The sequence below is a fragment of the Mycobacterium sp. MAA66 genome (assembly GCF_041261665.1).
Lineage (GTDB): Bacteria > Actinomycetota > Actinomycetes > Mycobacteriales > Mycobacteriaceae > Mycobacterium.
Genome location: NZ_JBGCCC010000002.1, coordinates 111,473 through 125,468, shown reverse-complemented (window position 1 = coordinate 125,468; position 13,996 = coordinate 111,473). Strand labels below are relative to the sequence as shown.

12 protein-coding genes and 1 riboswitch are annotated in these 13,996 nt (G+C 66.5%); of the genes, 6 read left to right on the top strand and 6 right to left on the bottom strand.

The features are described from left to right. Positions 1-10 precede the first annotated feature (10 nt). Positions 11-133, bottom strand: a riboswitch (SAM riboswitch). Between the two features lie 208 nt (positions 134-341). Beyond that, positions 342-2,573: an NADP-dependent isocitrate dehydrogenase gene (locus ABIA30_RS07090; protein WP_370063603.1), complete on the top strand. Its 2,232-nt coding sequence runs from the start codon at positions 342-344 to the stop codon at positions 2,571-2,573. An 82-nt stretch (positions 2,574-2,655) separates the two neighbouring features. Next, positions 2,656-3,462, top strand: coding sequence for an exodeoxyribonuclease III (locus tag ABIA30_RS07085; RefSeq protein WP_370063601.1), 807 nt, complete (start codon positions 2,656-2,658; stop codon positions 3,460-3,462). Here the strand turns inward: ABIA30_RS07085 and ABIA30_RS07080 are convergent. Continuing rightward, positions 3,444-4,058 carry a TIGR03086 family metal-binding protein gene (locus ABIA30_RS07080; RefSeq protein ID WP_370063599.1) on the bottom strand — a complete coding sequence of 205 codons (615 nt, stop codon included), beginning with the start codon at positions 4,056-4,058 and terminating at the stop codon, positions 3,444-3,446. The genes ABIA30_RS07085 and ABIA30_RS07080 overlap by 19 nt on opposite strands. 51 nt (positions 4,059-4,109) lie before the next feature. Here ABIA30_RS07080 and ABIA30_RS07075 point away from each other — a divergent pair, with 51 nt between their 5' ends. From ABIA30_RS07075 to yhjD, 3 genes are read left to right on the top strand one after another with little or no spacing between them, the layout of a single operon-like run. Next, the gene (locus tag ABIA30_RS07075; RefSeq protein ID WP_370063597.1) at positions 4,110-4,529 is read left to right on the top strand and encodes a MarR family winged helix-turn-helix transcriptional regulator; all 420 of its coding nucleotides are present in this window, start codon (positions 4,110-4,112) and stop codon (positions 4,527-4,529) included. Positions 4,530-4,581: 52 nt separating this feature from the next. Beyond that, the gene (gene trpS / locus ABIA30_RS07070; RefSeq protein ID WP_370063595.1) at positions 4,582-5,598 is read left to right on the top strand and encodes a tryptophan--tRNA ligase; all 1,017 of its coding nucleotides are present in this window, start codon (positions 4,582-4,584) and stop codon (positions 5,596-5,598) included. 51 nt (positions 5,599-5,649) lie between these two features. Further along, on the top strand, positions 5,650-6,681 hold the full coding sequence (gene yhjD, locus ABIA30_RS07065; RefSeq protein WP_370063593.1) for an inner membrane protein YhjD: 1,032 nt from the start codon (positions 5,650-5,652) through the stop codon (positions 6,679-6,681). Here the strand turns inward: yhjD and ABIA30_RS07060 are convergent. From ABIA30_RS07060 to ABIA30_RS07040, 5 genes are all read right to left on the bottom strand, one after another. Beyond that, positions 6,678-7,916, bottom strand: coding sequence for an oxygenase MpaB family protein (locus ABIA30_RS07060; protein ID WP_370063591.1), 1,239 nt, complete (start codon positions 7,914-7,916; stop codon positions 6,678-6,680). The two genes, yhjD and ABIA30_RS07060, sit on opposite strands and share 4 nt — an antisense overlap. 100 nt (positions 7,917-8,016) lie before the next feature. Continuing rightward, positions 8,017-9,153 carry an N-acetylglucosamine-6-phosphate deacetylase gene (gene nagA / locus ABIA30_RS07055; RefSeq protein WP_370063589.1) on the bottom strand — a complete coding sequence of 379 codons (1,137 nt, stop codon included), beginning with the start codon at positions 9,151-9,153 and terminating at the stop codon, positions 8,017-8,019. Next, the gene (locus tag ABIA30_RS07050; RefSeq protein ID WP_370063587.1) at positions 9,150-10,520 is read right to left on the bottom strand and encodes a sugar porter family MFS transporter; all 1,371 of its coding nucleotides are present in this window, start codon (positions 10,518-10,520) and stop codon (positions 9,150-9,152) included. Before ABIA30_RS07050 ends, nagA begins: the two co-directional genes overlap by 4 nt. A gap of 71 nt (positions 10,521-10,591) precedes the next feature. Then, positions 10,592-11,842 (bottom strand): D-alanyl-D-alanine carboxypeptidase family protein, encoded by a 1,251-nt coding sequence (locus ABIA30_RS07045; RefSeq protein WP_370063585.1) that lies wholly within the window; start codon positions 11,840-11,842, stop codon positions 10,592-10,594. Positions 11,843-11,978: 136 nt separating this feature from the next. Beyond that, the gene (locus ABIA30_RS07040) at positions 11,979-12,980 is read right to left on the bottom strand and encodes an SMP-30/gluconolactonase/LRE family protein (RefSeq protein WP_370063583.1); all 1,002 of its coding nucleotides are present in this window, start codon (positions 12,978-12,980) and stop codon (positions 11,979-11,981) included. Between the two features lie 60 nt (positions 12,981-13,040). On the opposite strand from ABIA30_RS07040, the gene ABIA30_RS07035 reads away from it, so the two are divergent. Next, on the top strand, positions 13,041-13,934 hold the full coding sequence (locus tag ABIA30_RS07035) for a sigma-70 family RNA polymerase sigma factor (protein WP_370063581.1): 894 nt from the start codon (positions 13,041-13,043) through the stop codon (positions 13,932-13,934). The last annotated feature ends 62 nt before the right edge of the window (positions 13,935-13,996 follow it).

The window sequence follows — 13,996 nt, the reverse complement described above, 5'->3', positions numbered from 1 at the left end:
CGTGATGGCGGACCCGCGCTTGCCGTGTAGCCGCCGTGTGCGGCTACTCAACCTGGTCGTCTCCCGGGGCACCCCACCGCGGATGGAGGGTTGCCGGCCAGCAAGCCGGGGCTTGATGCTGGCGCTCATGACCGATAGCGAGCGTATCTCACCATCGGGAGGACCTGCCAGTTGGTTGCTGAGCGTCCCGCTCAGTGGCTGCAGGTGGGACCACCGGAATTTGTAAGCCCCGTCACGGGTAACTTCGTACTCGTCGCCCCATTGGTAGCCGCGTGTAGATGCGGAAAGCGACATAGATTTTGTGCTTGTACGTGACCGTCCGTGACGCCGGGAGAGTGACCATGAGTGGCCAGAAACCATCCATCATCTACACATTGACCGACGAGGCGCCGCTGCTCGCGACGTATGCCTTCCTACCGGTCGTCCGCGCCTTCGCCGGCGCGGCCGGTATCGATGTGCAGACCAGTGACATCTCGGTGGCGGCCCGCATCCTGGCCGAGTTCAGCGACTACCTGACCGACGAGCAGAAGGTTCAGGACAACCTGGCCGAGCTGGGCCGGCTGACCCAGTCCCCGGATACCAACATCATCAAGTTGCCCAACATCAGCGCCTCGGTGCCGCAGTTGGCGGCCGCCATCAAGGAGCTCAAGGACAAGGGCTACAACCTGCCCGACTACCCGGGTGACCCGAAGACCGACGAGGAGAAGGCGCTCAAGGAGCGTTACGGCAAGTGCCTGGGCAGTGCGGTGAACCCGGTGCTGCGCGAAGGCAACTCGGACCGGCGCGCCCCCAAGGCGGTCAAGGAGTACGCCCGCAAGCACCCGCACAGCATGGGTGATTGGTCGCAGGCTTCGCGTACCCACGTGGCCACCATGAAGAAGGGTGACTTCTACCACGGTGAGAAGTCGCTGACGGTGGATGCGGCGCACAGGGTCAAGATGGTGCTGGAAACCACATCCGGCCAGACGATCGTGCTCAAGCCCGAAGTGAAGCTGGACGCGGGCGACGTGATCGACAGCATGTTCATGAGCAAGAAGGCGCTCATCGAGTTCTACGAAGAACAGATCGAGGACGCCTACAAGACCGGCGTGATGTTCTCCCTGCATGTCAAGGCGACGATGATGAAGGTCAGCCACCCGATCGTGTTCGGGCACGCGGTGAAGATCTTCTACAAGGACGCGTTCGCCAAGCACCAGAAGCTGTTCGACGACCTGGGCGTCAACGTCAACAACGGCCTGTCGGACCTGTACGACAAGATCGAGTCGCTGCCCAAGTCACTGCACGACGAGATCGTCGACGATCTGCACAAGTGCCATGAGCACCGGCCGGAGTTGGCCATGGTCGATTCGGCCCGCGGCATCTCGAACTTCCATTCACCGTCGGACGTCATCGTCGACGCGTCGATGCCGGCGATGATCCGCCTCGGCGGCAAGATGTACGGCGCCGACGGAAAGCTCAAGGACACCAAGGCGGTCAACCCGGAGTCGACCTTCTCGCGGATCTACCAGGAGATGATCAACTTCTGTAAAACCCACGGCCAGTTCGACCCGACCACCATGGGCACCGTTCCCAACGTGGGTCTGATGGCGCAGAAGGCCGAGGAGTACGGGTCGCACGACAAGACCTTCGAGATCCCCGAGGACGGCGTCGCCAACATCGTCGACATCGACAACGGTGAGGTCCTGCTTACCCAGGCCGTCGAAGAGGGCGACATCTGGCGCATGCCGATCGTCAAGGACGCGCCCATCCGCGACTGGGTCAAGCTGGCCGTCACCCGGGCCCGCAATTCCGGTATGCCCGTGGTGTTCTGGCTGGACCAGGAGCGTCCACATGAGAACGAACTGCGCAAGAAGGTGGCGGCGTACCTGCCCGATCACTTCACCGAGGGCCTGGACATCTCGGTCATGTCGCAGGAGCGTGCCATGCGGCACACCATCGAGCGGGTGATGCGTGGTCAGGACACCATCGCCGCCACCGGCAACATCCTGCGTGACTACCTGACCGACCTGTTCCCGATCCTGGAACTGGGCACCAGCGCCAAGATGCTCTCGATCGTGCCGCTGATGGCCGGCGGTGGCCTGTACGAGACCGGTGCCGGTGGCAGCGCGCCCAAGCACGTGCAGCAGCTGGTCGAGGAGAACCACCTGCGCTGGGATTCGCTCGGTGAGTTCCTGGCCCTCGGTGCCAGCCTGGATGACCTGGGCAACAAGACCAACGACGCGCGAGCGCTGCTGCTGGCCACCACGCTGGATGCCGCGACCGGAAAGCTGTTGGACGAGAACAAGTCTCCGTCGCGGCGTACCGGCGAGCTGGACAACCGGGGCAGCCAGTTCTACCTGGCCATGTACTGGGCGCAGGCGCTGGCCGAGCAGAACGAGGACGCCGAGCTGGCGGCCAAGTTCGCGCCACTGGCCAAGACACTGGCCGACAACGAGGCCAAGATCGTCGCCGAATTGGCTGCGGCGCAAGGGCATCCGGCCGACATTGGTGGTTACTACGCACCCGATCCGGAGAAGACCGCGGCGGTGATGCGGCCCAGCACGACCTTGAATGCCGCGCTCGCTGCATTCTGATCGAGCCCGAACGTGGGCTTGTGTGCGAGATTTCGTCGATTTCTCGCGCATAGGCCCACGTTCGGCGTTGAAAGGCACGTAAGTGATCGTCACCACCATCAACGTCAACGGCATCCGCGCCGCGGTCAAGGAACGCTCGGCGGAGAACCTCGGACTGCTGCCGTGGCTGGGGGACACCAGCTCGGATGTGGTGTGCCTGCAGGAGACCCGGGCGGACGACGCCCAGCTCACCGAGGCGCTGGCACCCGCTCTGGACGCCGGCTGGCACCTGGCGTCGGCCGAACCGCACATGAAGGGCCGCAACGGGGTCGCGGTGCTGTCGCGCACGCCGATCGCCGCGGTGCGGATCGGTTTGGACGACGAATTCGCTTCGCACGGGCGGTATCTGGAGGCTGACACCGCCGACGTCACAGTGGCCAGCGTCTACGTGCCGACCGGCGAGGCCGAGACCGACAAGCAGGTGGAGAAGGAACGCTTCATGGCGGCGTTGGCGACCCGGATGGCCGAACTGAGCCGCAAGCGCCGAGGTGTGGCGGTGTGCGGGGACTGGAACATCGCGGCCTGCGAGCTCGACATCAAGGCGTGGAAGAACAACGTCAAGAAGTCCGGATTCCTGCCCAGTGAGCGGCAGTGGCTGGCTGAATTGATGGCTTCGGGCTGGACCGACGTGGTGCGTGAGCTACACCCGGATATCCCCGGTCCGTACAGCTGGTGGTCGTGGCGGGGCAAGGCTTTCGACAACGACGCGGGCTGGCGCATCGACTATCACCTGGCCAACGCCAAGCTGGCGCCCCGGGCAGTGGCGGCGCGGGTCGAACGGGCCGAGGCATACGCCCTACGGTGGTCCGACCATGCGCCGGTCACGGTGCACTACGAAGGATCGGCCTGAGGCTTCCATTCGGGATTGCGGCCCAGGTGCCGCAGTAGGCGCTCGAAATCGTTTGTCGCCGCGCCATTCTGGACCGGGCCGAACGGCGCGTTGGCCATGGTGCGGAATTCACCGTCCGGCACGATCTGGGCCACGCCCAGTGCGGTCTCGGTGAGGTTGTCGGGCAGGCTGTAGGGCAGGCCCATGGTGGCGGCCACGTCCCAGCCGTGCACCACATAGTCGATGAAGTGGAAGCCCACGGCGGCCTCGGCGGGGAAGTTGGCGCCGAGCTCGGGGAGGCTGAACTGCGGGTTGGCGTTGGCGAAGGCGTCCAGCACGGCCTGGGCGGCGTCGGCGTAGGCGCCGGCGGGATCGCTGACGACGACGTTGCGGACGGTGTCGGGGTTCCAGATCGCCAGATCGCCTCCGGCGCCGTGGGCGGCCGCCGCGAAGCCCCGGTGCTGCACTGTCATGTGTGCCAGCAGGTCTCCGAGATTCCATCCGGTGCAGGGGGTTTCGCGGTTGAGATCGCTGGTTCCGACGGTGTTGACGACGTCGACGGAGGCCAGTACCGCGGTGCGGTGCAAGGCCAGCAGATCTGCGAAGGGTGAGCTCATGGCCATATCGTAGGCATGTACATACGATATGGCAATGCTTATTATTGGTGGATGGCACAGAACCGGCGCTCCGACCTGGCTGCCATGTTGGCGCCGCTGCTGCGCGAGCTGATCGCCGCCGAAGCGCCGGTGCTCGATGCACACGGCGTGACAATGTGGGGGTACATCGTCCTGTTGGCGCTCGACCATACGCCGATGCGATCGCAGGTCGCGCTGGCGGAGGCGATCGGTGCGGACAAGACCCGAATCATCCGGACGCTCGACGAGTTGCAGGACAACGGATACATCGAGCGCACCCCTGATCCGGAGGATCGCCGGGTCCGGCTGCTGGCCATCACGAAGGCCGGCCGCAAGCTCAAAGACGCCGTGCAGGACGACATTCAGCGCGGCGAAGAGCGGTGGCTCGGCGACCTCACCGCCGAGGAGCGCGGCGTCTTCCTGCGGGTGTTGGCCCGGCTGTCTCGGCCATAGCGTCTGGCCCCGGGAAAACCCGGATGACGCCGGTGCGAAAATCGACGGCATCATGAGCAACAGCGACAAGCGCGTCGTCTTCTCCGGGGCGCAACCCACCTCTGATTCCCTGCACCTGGGCAACGCGTTGGGGGCGGTGCAGAACTGGGCCCGGCTGCAGGACGGCTACGACGCCTACTTCTGCGTCGTCGACCTGCACGCCATCACCGTCCCGCAGGACCCCGAGACGCTGCGTCGTCGCACCCTGGTGACCGCAGCGCAGTACCTCGCCCTGGGCATCGATCCCGCCCGCAGCACCGTGTTCGTGCAGAGCCATGTGGCCGAACACAGCCAGCTGGCCTGGGTGCTGGGTTGCTTCACCGGCTTCGGGCAGGCCTCGCGGATGACGCAGTTCAAGGACAAGTCGACCAAGCAGGGGGCTGACGCCACCACGATCGGGTTGTTCACCTACCCGGTGCTGATGGCCGCCGACATCCTGCTCTACGACACCGACCTGGTGCCGGTCGGGGAGGACCAGCGCCAGCACCTGGAGCTGGCCCGCGACCTCGCGCAGCGGATCAACGGCCGATTCCCGGACACCTTCGTGGTGCCCGAGCCGATGATCCCGAAGGCCACCGCCAAGATCTACGACCTGCAGGACCCCAGTGCCAAGATGAGCAAGTCCGCGGCCACGGACGCCGGCCTGATCAACCTGCTCGACGATCCGGCCAAGAGCGCCAAGAAGATTCGGTCGGCCGTCACCGACAGCGAACGCGAGATCCGTTTCGATCAGGAGGCCAAGCCGGGCATCTCCAACCTGCTGACCATCCAGTCAGCGGTAACCGGTACGGCCATCGATGCCCTGGTGGCCGGGTACGAGGGACGCGGATACGGCGACCTGAAGAAGGAAACCGCCGAGGCCGTGGTCGAGTACGTCACCCCGATCAAGGCACGGGTCGACGAGCTGCTGGCCGACCCGGCCGAGCTGGAGTCGGTGTTGGCGGCCGGAGCCGCGCGGGCCGGCGAAGTCGCCAACCGCACCCTGCAACGGGTCAACGACCGGATCGGGTTTCTGCCCCGACGCCCCTGACGCCGCGCTGCTTTAGGATTTCGGCAAACATCTAGGGACTGCGGGGGAACAGTGGGGGACAGCACCGAGCCGGACAAGCCGGGGATCGTCGACCGGTTACGGCAAAGATTGCCATGGTTTGACCGGGTCATGACGGCGCAGGAGCGCTATCAGTACTGCAACGGCGATTTCTTCGCCGCCGGCATCACCTACTACACGGTTTTCGCACTGTTCCCGCTGCTCATGGTCGGGTTCGCCGCCGGTGGATTCGTGCTGGCCAGTCGGCCTGCGCTGATGGCTGACGTCGAGGATCGGATCCGCGGCGCGGTATCCGGGGATTTCGGGCACCAGCTGGTCGGGTTGATGGATTCGGCGATCAACTCACGCGGCACCGTGGGCGTCATCGGTCTGCTCACCGCGGCGTGGGCCGGCCTCGGGTGGATGGCCAATCTGCGTAAGGCGCTGACCGAGATGTGGGAACAGCAGAGCGAGCCGCCCGGGTTTGTCCACTCCAAACTGTCCGACCTGTTCGCGCTGGTCTCCACCTTCATCGCCCTGGCCATCACCATCGCGCTGACCGTCCTCGGCGACCCGGCACTGATGACGAGGGTGGTCAACTGGCTGGGTCTTGGGCACGTGCCGGGGCTGGGCGACGTCCTGGGTATTGCGTCCCTGGTGGTGTCCTTCCTGGTGGCGTGGTTGTTGTTCACCTGGATCATCGCCCGGCTGCCGCGAGAGTCGGTGAGCCTGCGCAGTTCGGCGCGCGCGGCGCTGATCGCCGCGGTGGGCTTCGAGATCTTCAAGCAAGTTGCCTCGATCTATCTGCGATCGGTCGTGCACGGCCCGGCCGGTGCAACCTTCGGCCCGATCCTCGGCCTCATGGTGTTCGCGTTCATCACCGCCCGCCTGCTGCTGTTCTCCACAGCCTGGGCCGCGACGTCGAAGGACAACCATGTGGAGGTACCTGTCGCGCCGCCCGGACCCGCGCTGATCACCACCCGCCACCATGCGAGCGACGGTGTCGATGCGGGCAGTGCCGCAATCGGGGCTGCCGCGGGTCTGCTTGGTGGAGTCGCACTTTCGAGGCTCTTCCGCGGGCGCTAGCGGCGCAACGGGTTCGTCGCGTTGTACTGCTCGGGCTTGCGCTGGGCGGCCCAGCGCTGCCAGCGCTCCCAGGACCGCACCGAATGTCGTTGCCAGGCATGGTCGACCGCGGGGCTGATGCGCCTCGCGATTTCCAACAGAGCGATCAACGGCGCCCGGAGCAGCAGTAGCGTCAGCCCGAGCACGGCGGACGGCAACCGGTAGTGCCGGCGATTCCACGGCAGCATGAACAACCGGGTGTAGCCGGCCTGGACGTGCAGGTGCAGCTGGGCGCGCAAGCGTTGCAGCCCAGTCTGATCCGGGCGTGGCGCGAAGGCCGGCACAAACGACTCGACCAGCTCGGTGCCCGCAGATCCAGAGTCATGCGCCCGCGTGGCGTCGAACAGAAACAGCATCCGCACGCCGTCGGCGACGGTTTCGGGGAAGACCTCCGAGCGCACCCCGACCAGATGCCCGAGATAGCGATTGAAATGCATGGTTGCCCGGATCTCTTGTGGCGAGGTCAGGTAGCCCAGTCCGAACAGTCCGAGTGCTGGGCCGACGCTGCCGCCCAGCAGGGTCAGCATCATCTCCGCCTGGCTGATCGGCAGACCCCACACACCGCTGTCCCATTCGGGATGATCGGCCACCCGTTGTCGGACGCTGACGTGCATGACCCGGACCTGTAGCGAGATACGTCGCCCCAGTGAGCCGGGGGTCAGGGCCGCGCCGGGCCGGCACACCTCGATCCACCACTTGGTGGTCTCCAGGTAGCGGTTCAGGGCCGAGTCACCGGCATAGCCGCCCGACAACGACAGCGGGACGGCCAGCGACGCTTCGGTGTAGGTATCCAGGGTTCCCGCGTTGCCGACGGCACCCAGTGCGTAACCCCAGCGTCGCCACACCGCGGCGCCCTGCTCGATCAGCTCGGGGTCCACCCAGTCGGGGACCTTTTCGAATTCGGTGAACAGTGTGCGCATGGATTCCGGTGCTTCGGGCACCTGGTCGATGCCGACCTCCAGTGCTTTGTTCAGCAGCGCGCGGGACTGTTCCGGGCCCATCGGGCCCAGGAAGGTCTCGGCGACGAAGCGTTCGGCCACCGGGTCGCCGGCGGTGAGCAACTCGGCGTAGCCTTCGACCACGTCATCGGTGGGAAACAAGTCGAAGCCGGTGGTTCGCCTGAGTCCGTTGCGTATCCGTGCGTGCGGACCACAGTCGCGAGCTTGCGGCCATTTGAATGCCGACGGAGCAGCCACATTCCCTCCCTGGTTTGGGTGCCGTGCCGTCCACCGTATCGGTCGCTCGGATTGGCACGGCGAGCGTGCGGAATAACCACCCCTGACGAAGGGCCGCCCGCTATCGGCCCTGCCACGCTCCGGCCGCCATCACCGCGCTGACCTGAAGCTCACGGTCGAGGACCAGCAGATCGGCTGCCGCGCCCGGGCGCAAGACACCGACGCCGGGCAAGCCCAGTGCGCGCGCGGGAGTCGTTGCCGTCATTGCGACCGCGTGGCGCAGTGCGTCATCTGACGATGGCTCCAAACCCGTTGCCGCGGTGCGGAACAGCGCATCCATGGTCGCGGTGCTACCGGCGATGGTGGATCGCCCGCGGGCCCGGGCCACCGAACCGGTGACCTCAACATCCAACGGCCCGAGGCGAAATGATCCATCGCCCAGGCCGGCGGCGGCCATCGCATCAGTGATGAGTGCGACTCGATCGGCGCCTGCGGTCAGCGCCACCTGATGCACCAGCGCGGGATGTACATGCACTCCGTCGGCGATCAATTCGACGGTGACACGCGGGTCCTCGAGCAGGGCCAGGGCCGGTCCCGGATCGCGATGGTGCAGCGGCCGCATCGCGTTGAACACATGGGTGCCGACCGTGGCGCCCATTCGCACCGCGCGTTTGGTCTGCTCGTAGCTGGCATCGGTATGGCCCACTGCGACAATGACTCCGGCGTCCACCAGTCGTTCGATTGCGACGTCGGCGCCGGGCAGTTCCGGGGCGATGGTGACCATCTTGATGGTGCCGTCTCCGGCGGCCAGGACGGCGTCGAGCTCGGTCGGATCCGGCTCGCGCAGTTGGGTGACATCATGCGCCCCGCAGCGGGTTTCGCTGAGCCAGGGTCCTTCGAGGTGGATGCCGGCGATCACGCCCTCGCGGGTGGCGTCGGCGAGCACCCGTACCTGTTCCAGCAGATCCGTCGGCGATGCGGTGACCAGGCTGGCCAATGTGGTGGTGGTGCCGTGGTCGCGGTGGAAGGCGGCGGCCTTCGCGGCTCCGTCGCCGGTGTCATAGGAGAATCCGCCGCCGCCGTGCACATGCATGTCCACAAATCCCGGCACCACAACACAATCCGGGAAGTCGAAGTCAGCCGCGTGCGGCGGAGCGCCGGTACCACAGGACAAGATCCGGCCGTCGGCGATCTGCAGCCACGCCGGTCGAGTGACGGTGTCGCCCAGCACGGCGATCGAAGCGGTGATGACGGTCATGACGTGGTGGCGGGTTCGGGCCAGCTGCCGTCGTGCTCCCAGAAGTGCCGGATGTCTTCCAGTTGCCGGCCCCGGGTTTCTGGGGCGAACCGGTACACGAACCCGAATGCGACCACCGCCAGTGCCCCGAACACCGCGAAGGTGCCCGTTCCGCCAAGGGAATTGAGCATGGTCAGGAAGAACGCACCGACGATGGCGTTGGCCACCAGATCAGAGGTCAGCATGGTGCTCGACCCGAGTGACCGCAATTGCGACGGGAAACTCTCGCCGGCATAGACCCACACCAGCGCACCGAATCCGAACGTGAACCCGACGGTGAACAGCAGCACGCCGAGGAAACCCAGGGTGTGGTTGGTCAGCCCGCCGGCGAACACACCGATCAGAATGGCATTGGCGGTGATCATCATGGCGATGCCGCCCAACAGGATTGGCCGCCGGCCCATCCGGTCGACCAGCAGCAGCGACACCACCACCGCGACCAGCGCGGCCACCTGGATGAGCGCCGGCAGTACCAGCAGGGCGAAATTTCCGGTGTAGCCCATGGCCTCGAAAAGCCTTGGGCTGTAATACACCACTGCGTTGATACCGGTGATCTGGATGAAAAAGCCCAGGGCCACAACGAAAATGGTGGCCCGCAGATACGGTGGCCGGACCATGTCGCGCCACGATCCGCCGCTCTCGGCGGTCAGCGCGGCCCGGATCTCGGACAGTTCGGCTTCGACGTCGGCCTCGGTGGCGTCCGGAGTCACCTGTCGCAGTACACGCCGCGCGTCGTCGTCGTGACCTTTCAGCACATACCAACGCGCGGTGTCGGGCATCTTCAGCAGCATCAACCCGACCAGCACCGCGGGTATCGCGGCCAGGCCCAGCATCATCCGCCAATCATGGCTGCCGGCAAGCGAATACGCAGTCAGATAACCGATGATGATACCGGCTACGGTGGCCACCTGGTAGGCCACCAGCAAGCGCCCGCGGATGGCCGCAGGCGCCGACTCGGCGACGAACACCGGCACCACAACGATCGATACGCCGATGGTCAGGCCGAGCAGCAACCGTGCCGTCAGCAGTATCGGCACGGTCGGGGCGAAGGCGCTGAACAAGGCGAATGCGGCGTAGGTGAAGGCGACCACCACCATCGAGTTCTTGCGGCCGATCCGATTGGCCAGGGCGCCGGCCCCGATGGCGCCGGCGAGCTGGCCGATCACCACGGCGGTGGTCACCAATTCCTGTTGGTGCGTGCTCAATCTGAATTCGTCGGTGATGAACAGCAAGGCCCCGGCGATGTTTGACAGGTCGTAGCCATAGATGACGCCGATGCTCGCCGCGGTCACGGCGACCAGGGTGCCCAAATGTGTGGTTCGGCCCACGGGTGATCCTCCGCTCGATGGTGCTGACACTGGCATACACCACGCGGCAGGTGGGCCCAACCCATTCGGTGCTATCGGATGGAGTGTTCGGGCCGGCGGTTGACCGAGCGGGCGCCCATGATCAGTGAGAACACCACCAAGGTGCCGACCACACCCACGCCCACTCGGACGGGCGTGCTGTCGGCGTCGGACGTACCCATGGCGGCTTGCTGGGCCGCTGCATTTTGTGCGGCGGGTTTGGCGATGGTCAGCGACGGATCGGGCTCGATGAGGGTGCCGACCTTGGTGCCAGGCGGGGTCGCGAAGCCGTAGTCCAGCAGGTGGGCCGCCTGCTCCCAGGGTGCGTCGGGGACGCGGGTGCCGTGCAGCAGGATCGCCACCAGGCGGCGGCCGTCGCGGTCGGCTGCGCCGACGAAGGTCTGTCCGGCGTCATCGGTGTAGCCGGTCTTGCCGCCGAGCGCGCCGGGGTAGTTGTAGAGCAGCCGGTTGTCGTTCTCCAGGTCGTACGGCGGGTGATCGTCCGGCTCGCCCGGCTTGGCCGGGTGCCCGGGGAAGGTGAACTTCTGGGTGGCCACGATGCTCGCGAAAGTCGGGTTCTGCCAAGCGAATCGGTAGAACAGTCCGATGTCGTAGGGCGAGGTGCTCATGCCCGGCCCGTCCAGACCGGACGGGGTGGCCACCCGGGTATCGCGGCCGCCGAGCTTGGAAGCCAGGTCATTGATCTTGGTCAGGGCGGCGTCCATGCCGCCGACCTGCATGGCCAGCGCGTGTGCCGCGTCGTTGCCGGAGTGCATCAGCAGCCCGTGCAGTAGGTCGTTGACCGTGTACTTACCGCCGACGTCTACACCCACGCGGGTGCCTTCGGCTGCGGCGTCGTCGGCGGTGCCGGTGACGATCTTGTTCAGCGGCAGCTCGCGCAGCGACTGGGTGGCGATCAGCACTTTGATGATGCTGGCTGGGCGGAACCGGCCGTGGGGGTCCTTGGCGGCGATGATGTCGCCGCTGTCCAGGTCGGCCAACAGCCAGCCGTCGGCCGAGACGTCACCGGGCAGTGGGGGCATGTCGGGGGCGGCGATCGCGCCGCAACCGGACATCAGGTCGCCACCGAGCGGGGTGGCCGGCACGGGCAGGGGAGCGGGCGGATCGCCGGCCTTGGGTACCTCGGACTGGTCGATGGCCGGCGGCGTGTTCACCCGGTACGGGCAGCTGTCGGCCTCGGGCGGAGCGGCCGGCTCGGCGTTCGCCAGCGTCGGCGCTGATGCCAGAAAAAACGCCGCTGCCAGCACTGCAGCGCGGTGTGCCGTGGTTCTGATGGTCGCCATGGTGTGGCCAGACTAGGCGACTCGAGCGTGGATTCCAGGTTGCCGCGCTGTGGCTGGTGGGGTTGATGTTGCGTGGGTGATTTGCGTCGCGTGCGCCGGTCCTGGTGTCGAGCGTGGGGATTGCGGTGTTTTCCCGCTATCCGGCCCGTTCGGCGGCTGGGATTGCGCAATGTGCCAGTGCAGGATGCCCGATGGAGCTCATCCACAGCCGGCCGTCGTGCTCGACCAACCCGGTGACCTGACCGAATTGCGGGTGCGTGAGGCGCAGACCTGCCACCGCCGCTCCACTGGCCGGATCAAAGGCCACCGCCCATACCTCGTCGGGCATCTTGGGCTGCAGTGCTTCGGGCAGGCGCCACACCAGTTGGCGCAGCAGCGGCGAACGCGGGGCGAGGAACTCCGCGGCGGCGTTCACCGGGCAGACCAGTGCCACCCAGATCCGGCCGTCCGCGCCGGTGGAGATGTTGTCGGGCATGCCGGGCAGGTTGGTGGCGAGCGGGGTGACGGTACCGGCCTGCGGCCCGGACAACCAGTACTTGGACAGTCGGCGGCCCTGCGTCTCGGCGAACACCAGCGCGTCGTCGGTGGGTGTCACACCGTTGGCGAAGTACAGGTCATCTCGCACGGTGGTGAGGGTGCCGTCGGGAGTCAGTTTGAACAGGCCACCGTTGCCGCGGGCCTCCAGGACTGCGGCCCGGAAGTGTTCATAGTGGAACGCGCTGGTCGACTCGGTGAAATAGATTGTGCCGTCATCGGTTTCGGTGACATTGGAGCAGAACTTGAGTGGTCTGCCGTCGATATGGGTCACCAGGGTCTCCAGGACGCCGGTGCCACGGTCCATGGCCAGCAGCCCTCGGTGACTGTCGCAGATCAACAGCCGGCCATCGCGGGCCACGTGCAGTCCCAGTGGGCGGCCGCCGGTGTCGGCGACCACTTCCGTTGTGCCATCCGGGGTTACCCGCACGATGCGGCCGTCGACCAGGCCGGTCCACAGCCGGCCATCGGCGTCGACCACGACGTCTTCGGGTGCGTCGCCCGGCATCGGCACGATGGTCAGCTCAGCCGGGCCGAAGTCGGGCAGTGGGTCGACCGGGGGCGGAGTCCAGCGGACCGGGCTGATGGATGGCTTGTTCGGCACGCACTGACGGTACCCGCGGCTGCGGGTTCGATAGCCGGATTCGGGTCGTAGGTTGGAGGGGTGACCATCGCCGGCCTGGATGAGTTCGAGCAGCTGCGGCCGCATCTGTTGTCCGTCGCGTACCGCCTCACCGGCATCTACGCCGACGCCGAAGACATCGTGCAGGACGCCTGGTTGCGCTGGCATGCCACTGACGCCGACGTGGCGGACCTGCGGGCCTGGTTGACCACCGTGGTCAGCCGTTTGGGACTGGACCGGCTGCGATCGGCCACCCACCGTCGCGAGGCGTACTACGGCGAGTGGCTGCCCGAGCCGGTGGTCACCGGATTCGATGCCGCCGATCCGTTGACCGCGCTGGTGGCCGGTGAGGATGCTCGGTTCGTCGCCATGGTGGTGCTGGACAAGTTGACCCCCGATCAACGGGTTGCTTTCGTCCTGCACGACGGCTTCACGGTGCCGTTCGGCGAGATTGCCGACGTGCTCGGGGTGACGGAAGCCGGTGCGCGGCAACTGGCTTCGCGGGCGCGTCGGGCGGTGGCGGCCGCCCCGCCGGCAGATCCGTCGCATAACGAGGTGGTCGGCAAGTTGATGGCGGCCATGGCCAGTGCGGACCTGACCGCGGTCATCGAGCTACTGCATCCCGAGGCGACGTTCACCGGCGATTCCAACCGCCGGGCGCCCACCGCACCGCGCACCATCGTCGGCGCCGAGAAAGTGGCACGCTTCCTGTTCGGTCTGGCCAGACGTTATGGGCCGCAATGGCTTTCGGCGACGCAGCTGGCGCTGGTCAACGGTGAACTGGGCGGGTACACCTCAGGGACCCCGGCCCGCGACGGCTATCCGGAGCTGCTGCCGCGGGTTACCGCGATGACCGTGCGCGACGGCATGGTCGTCGCGGTGTGGGATATCGCCAACCCGGACAAGTTCACTGCCTCACCACTTCGAAGTGATTAGCGGCTCGCCGCCGTGGCCTGATTAGCGGCTCGCCGCTGCGGTCTGATTAGCGGCTCGCCGCT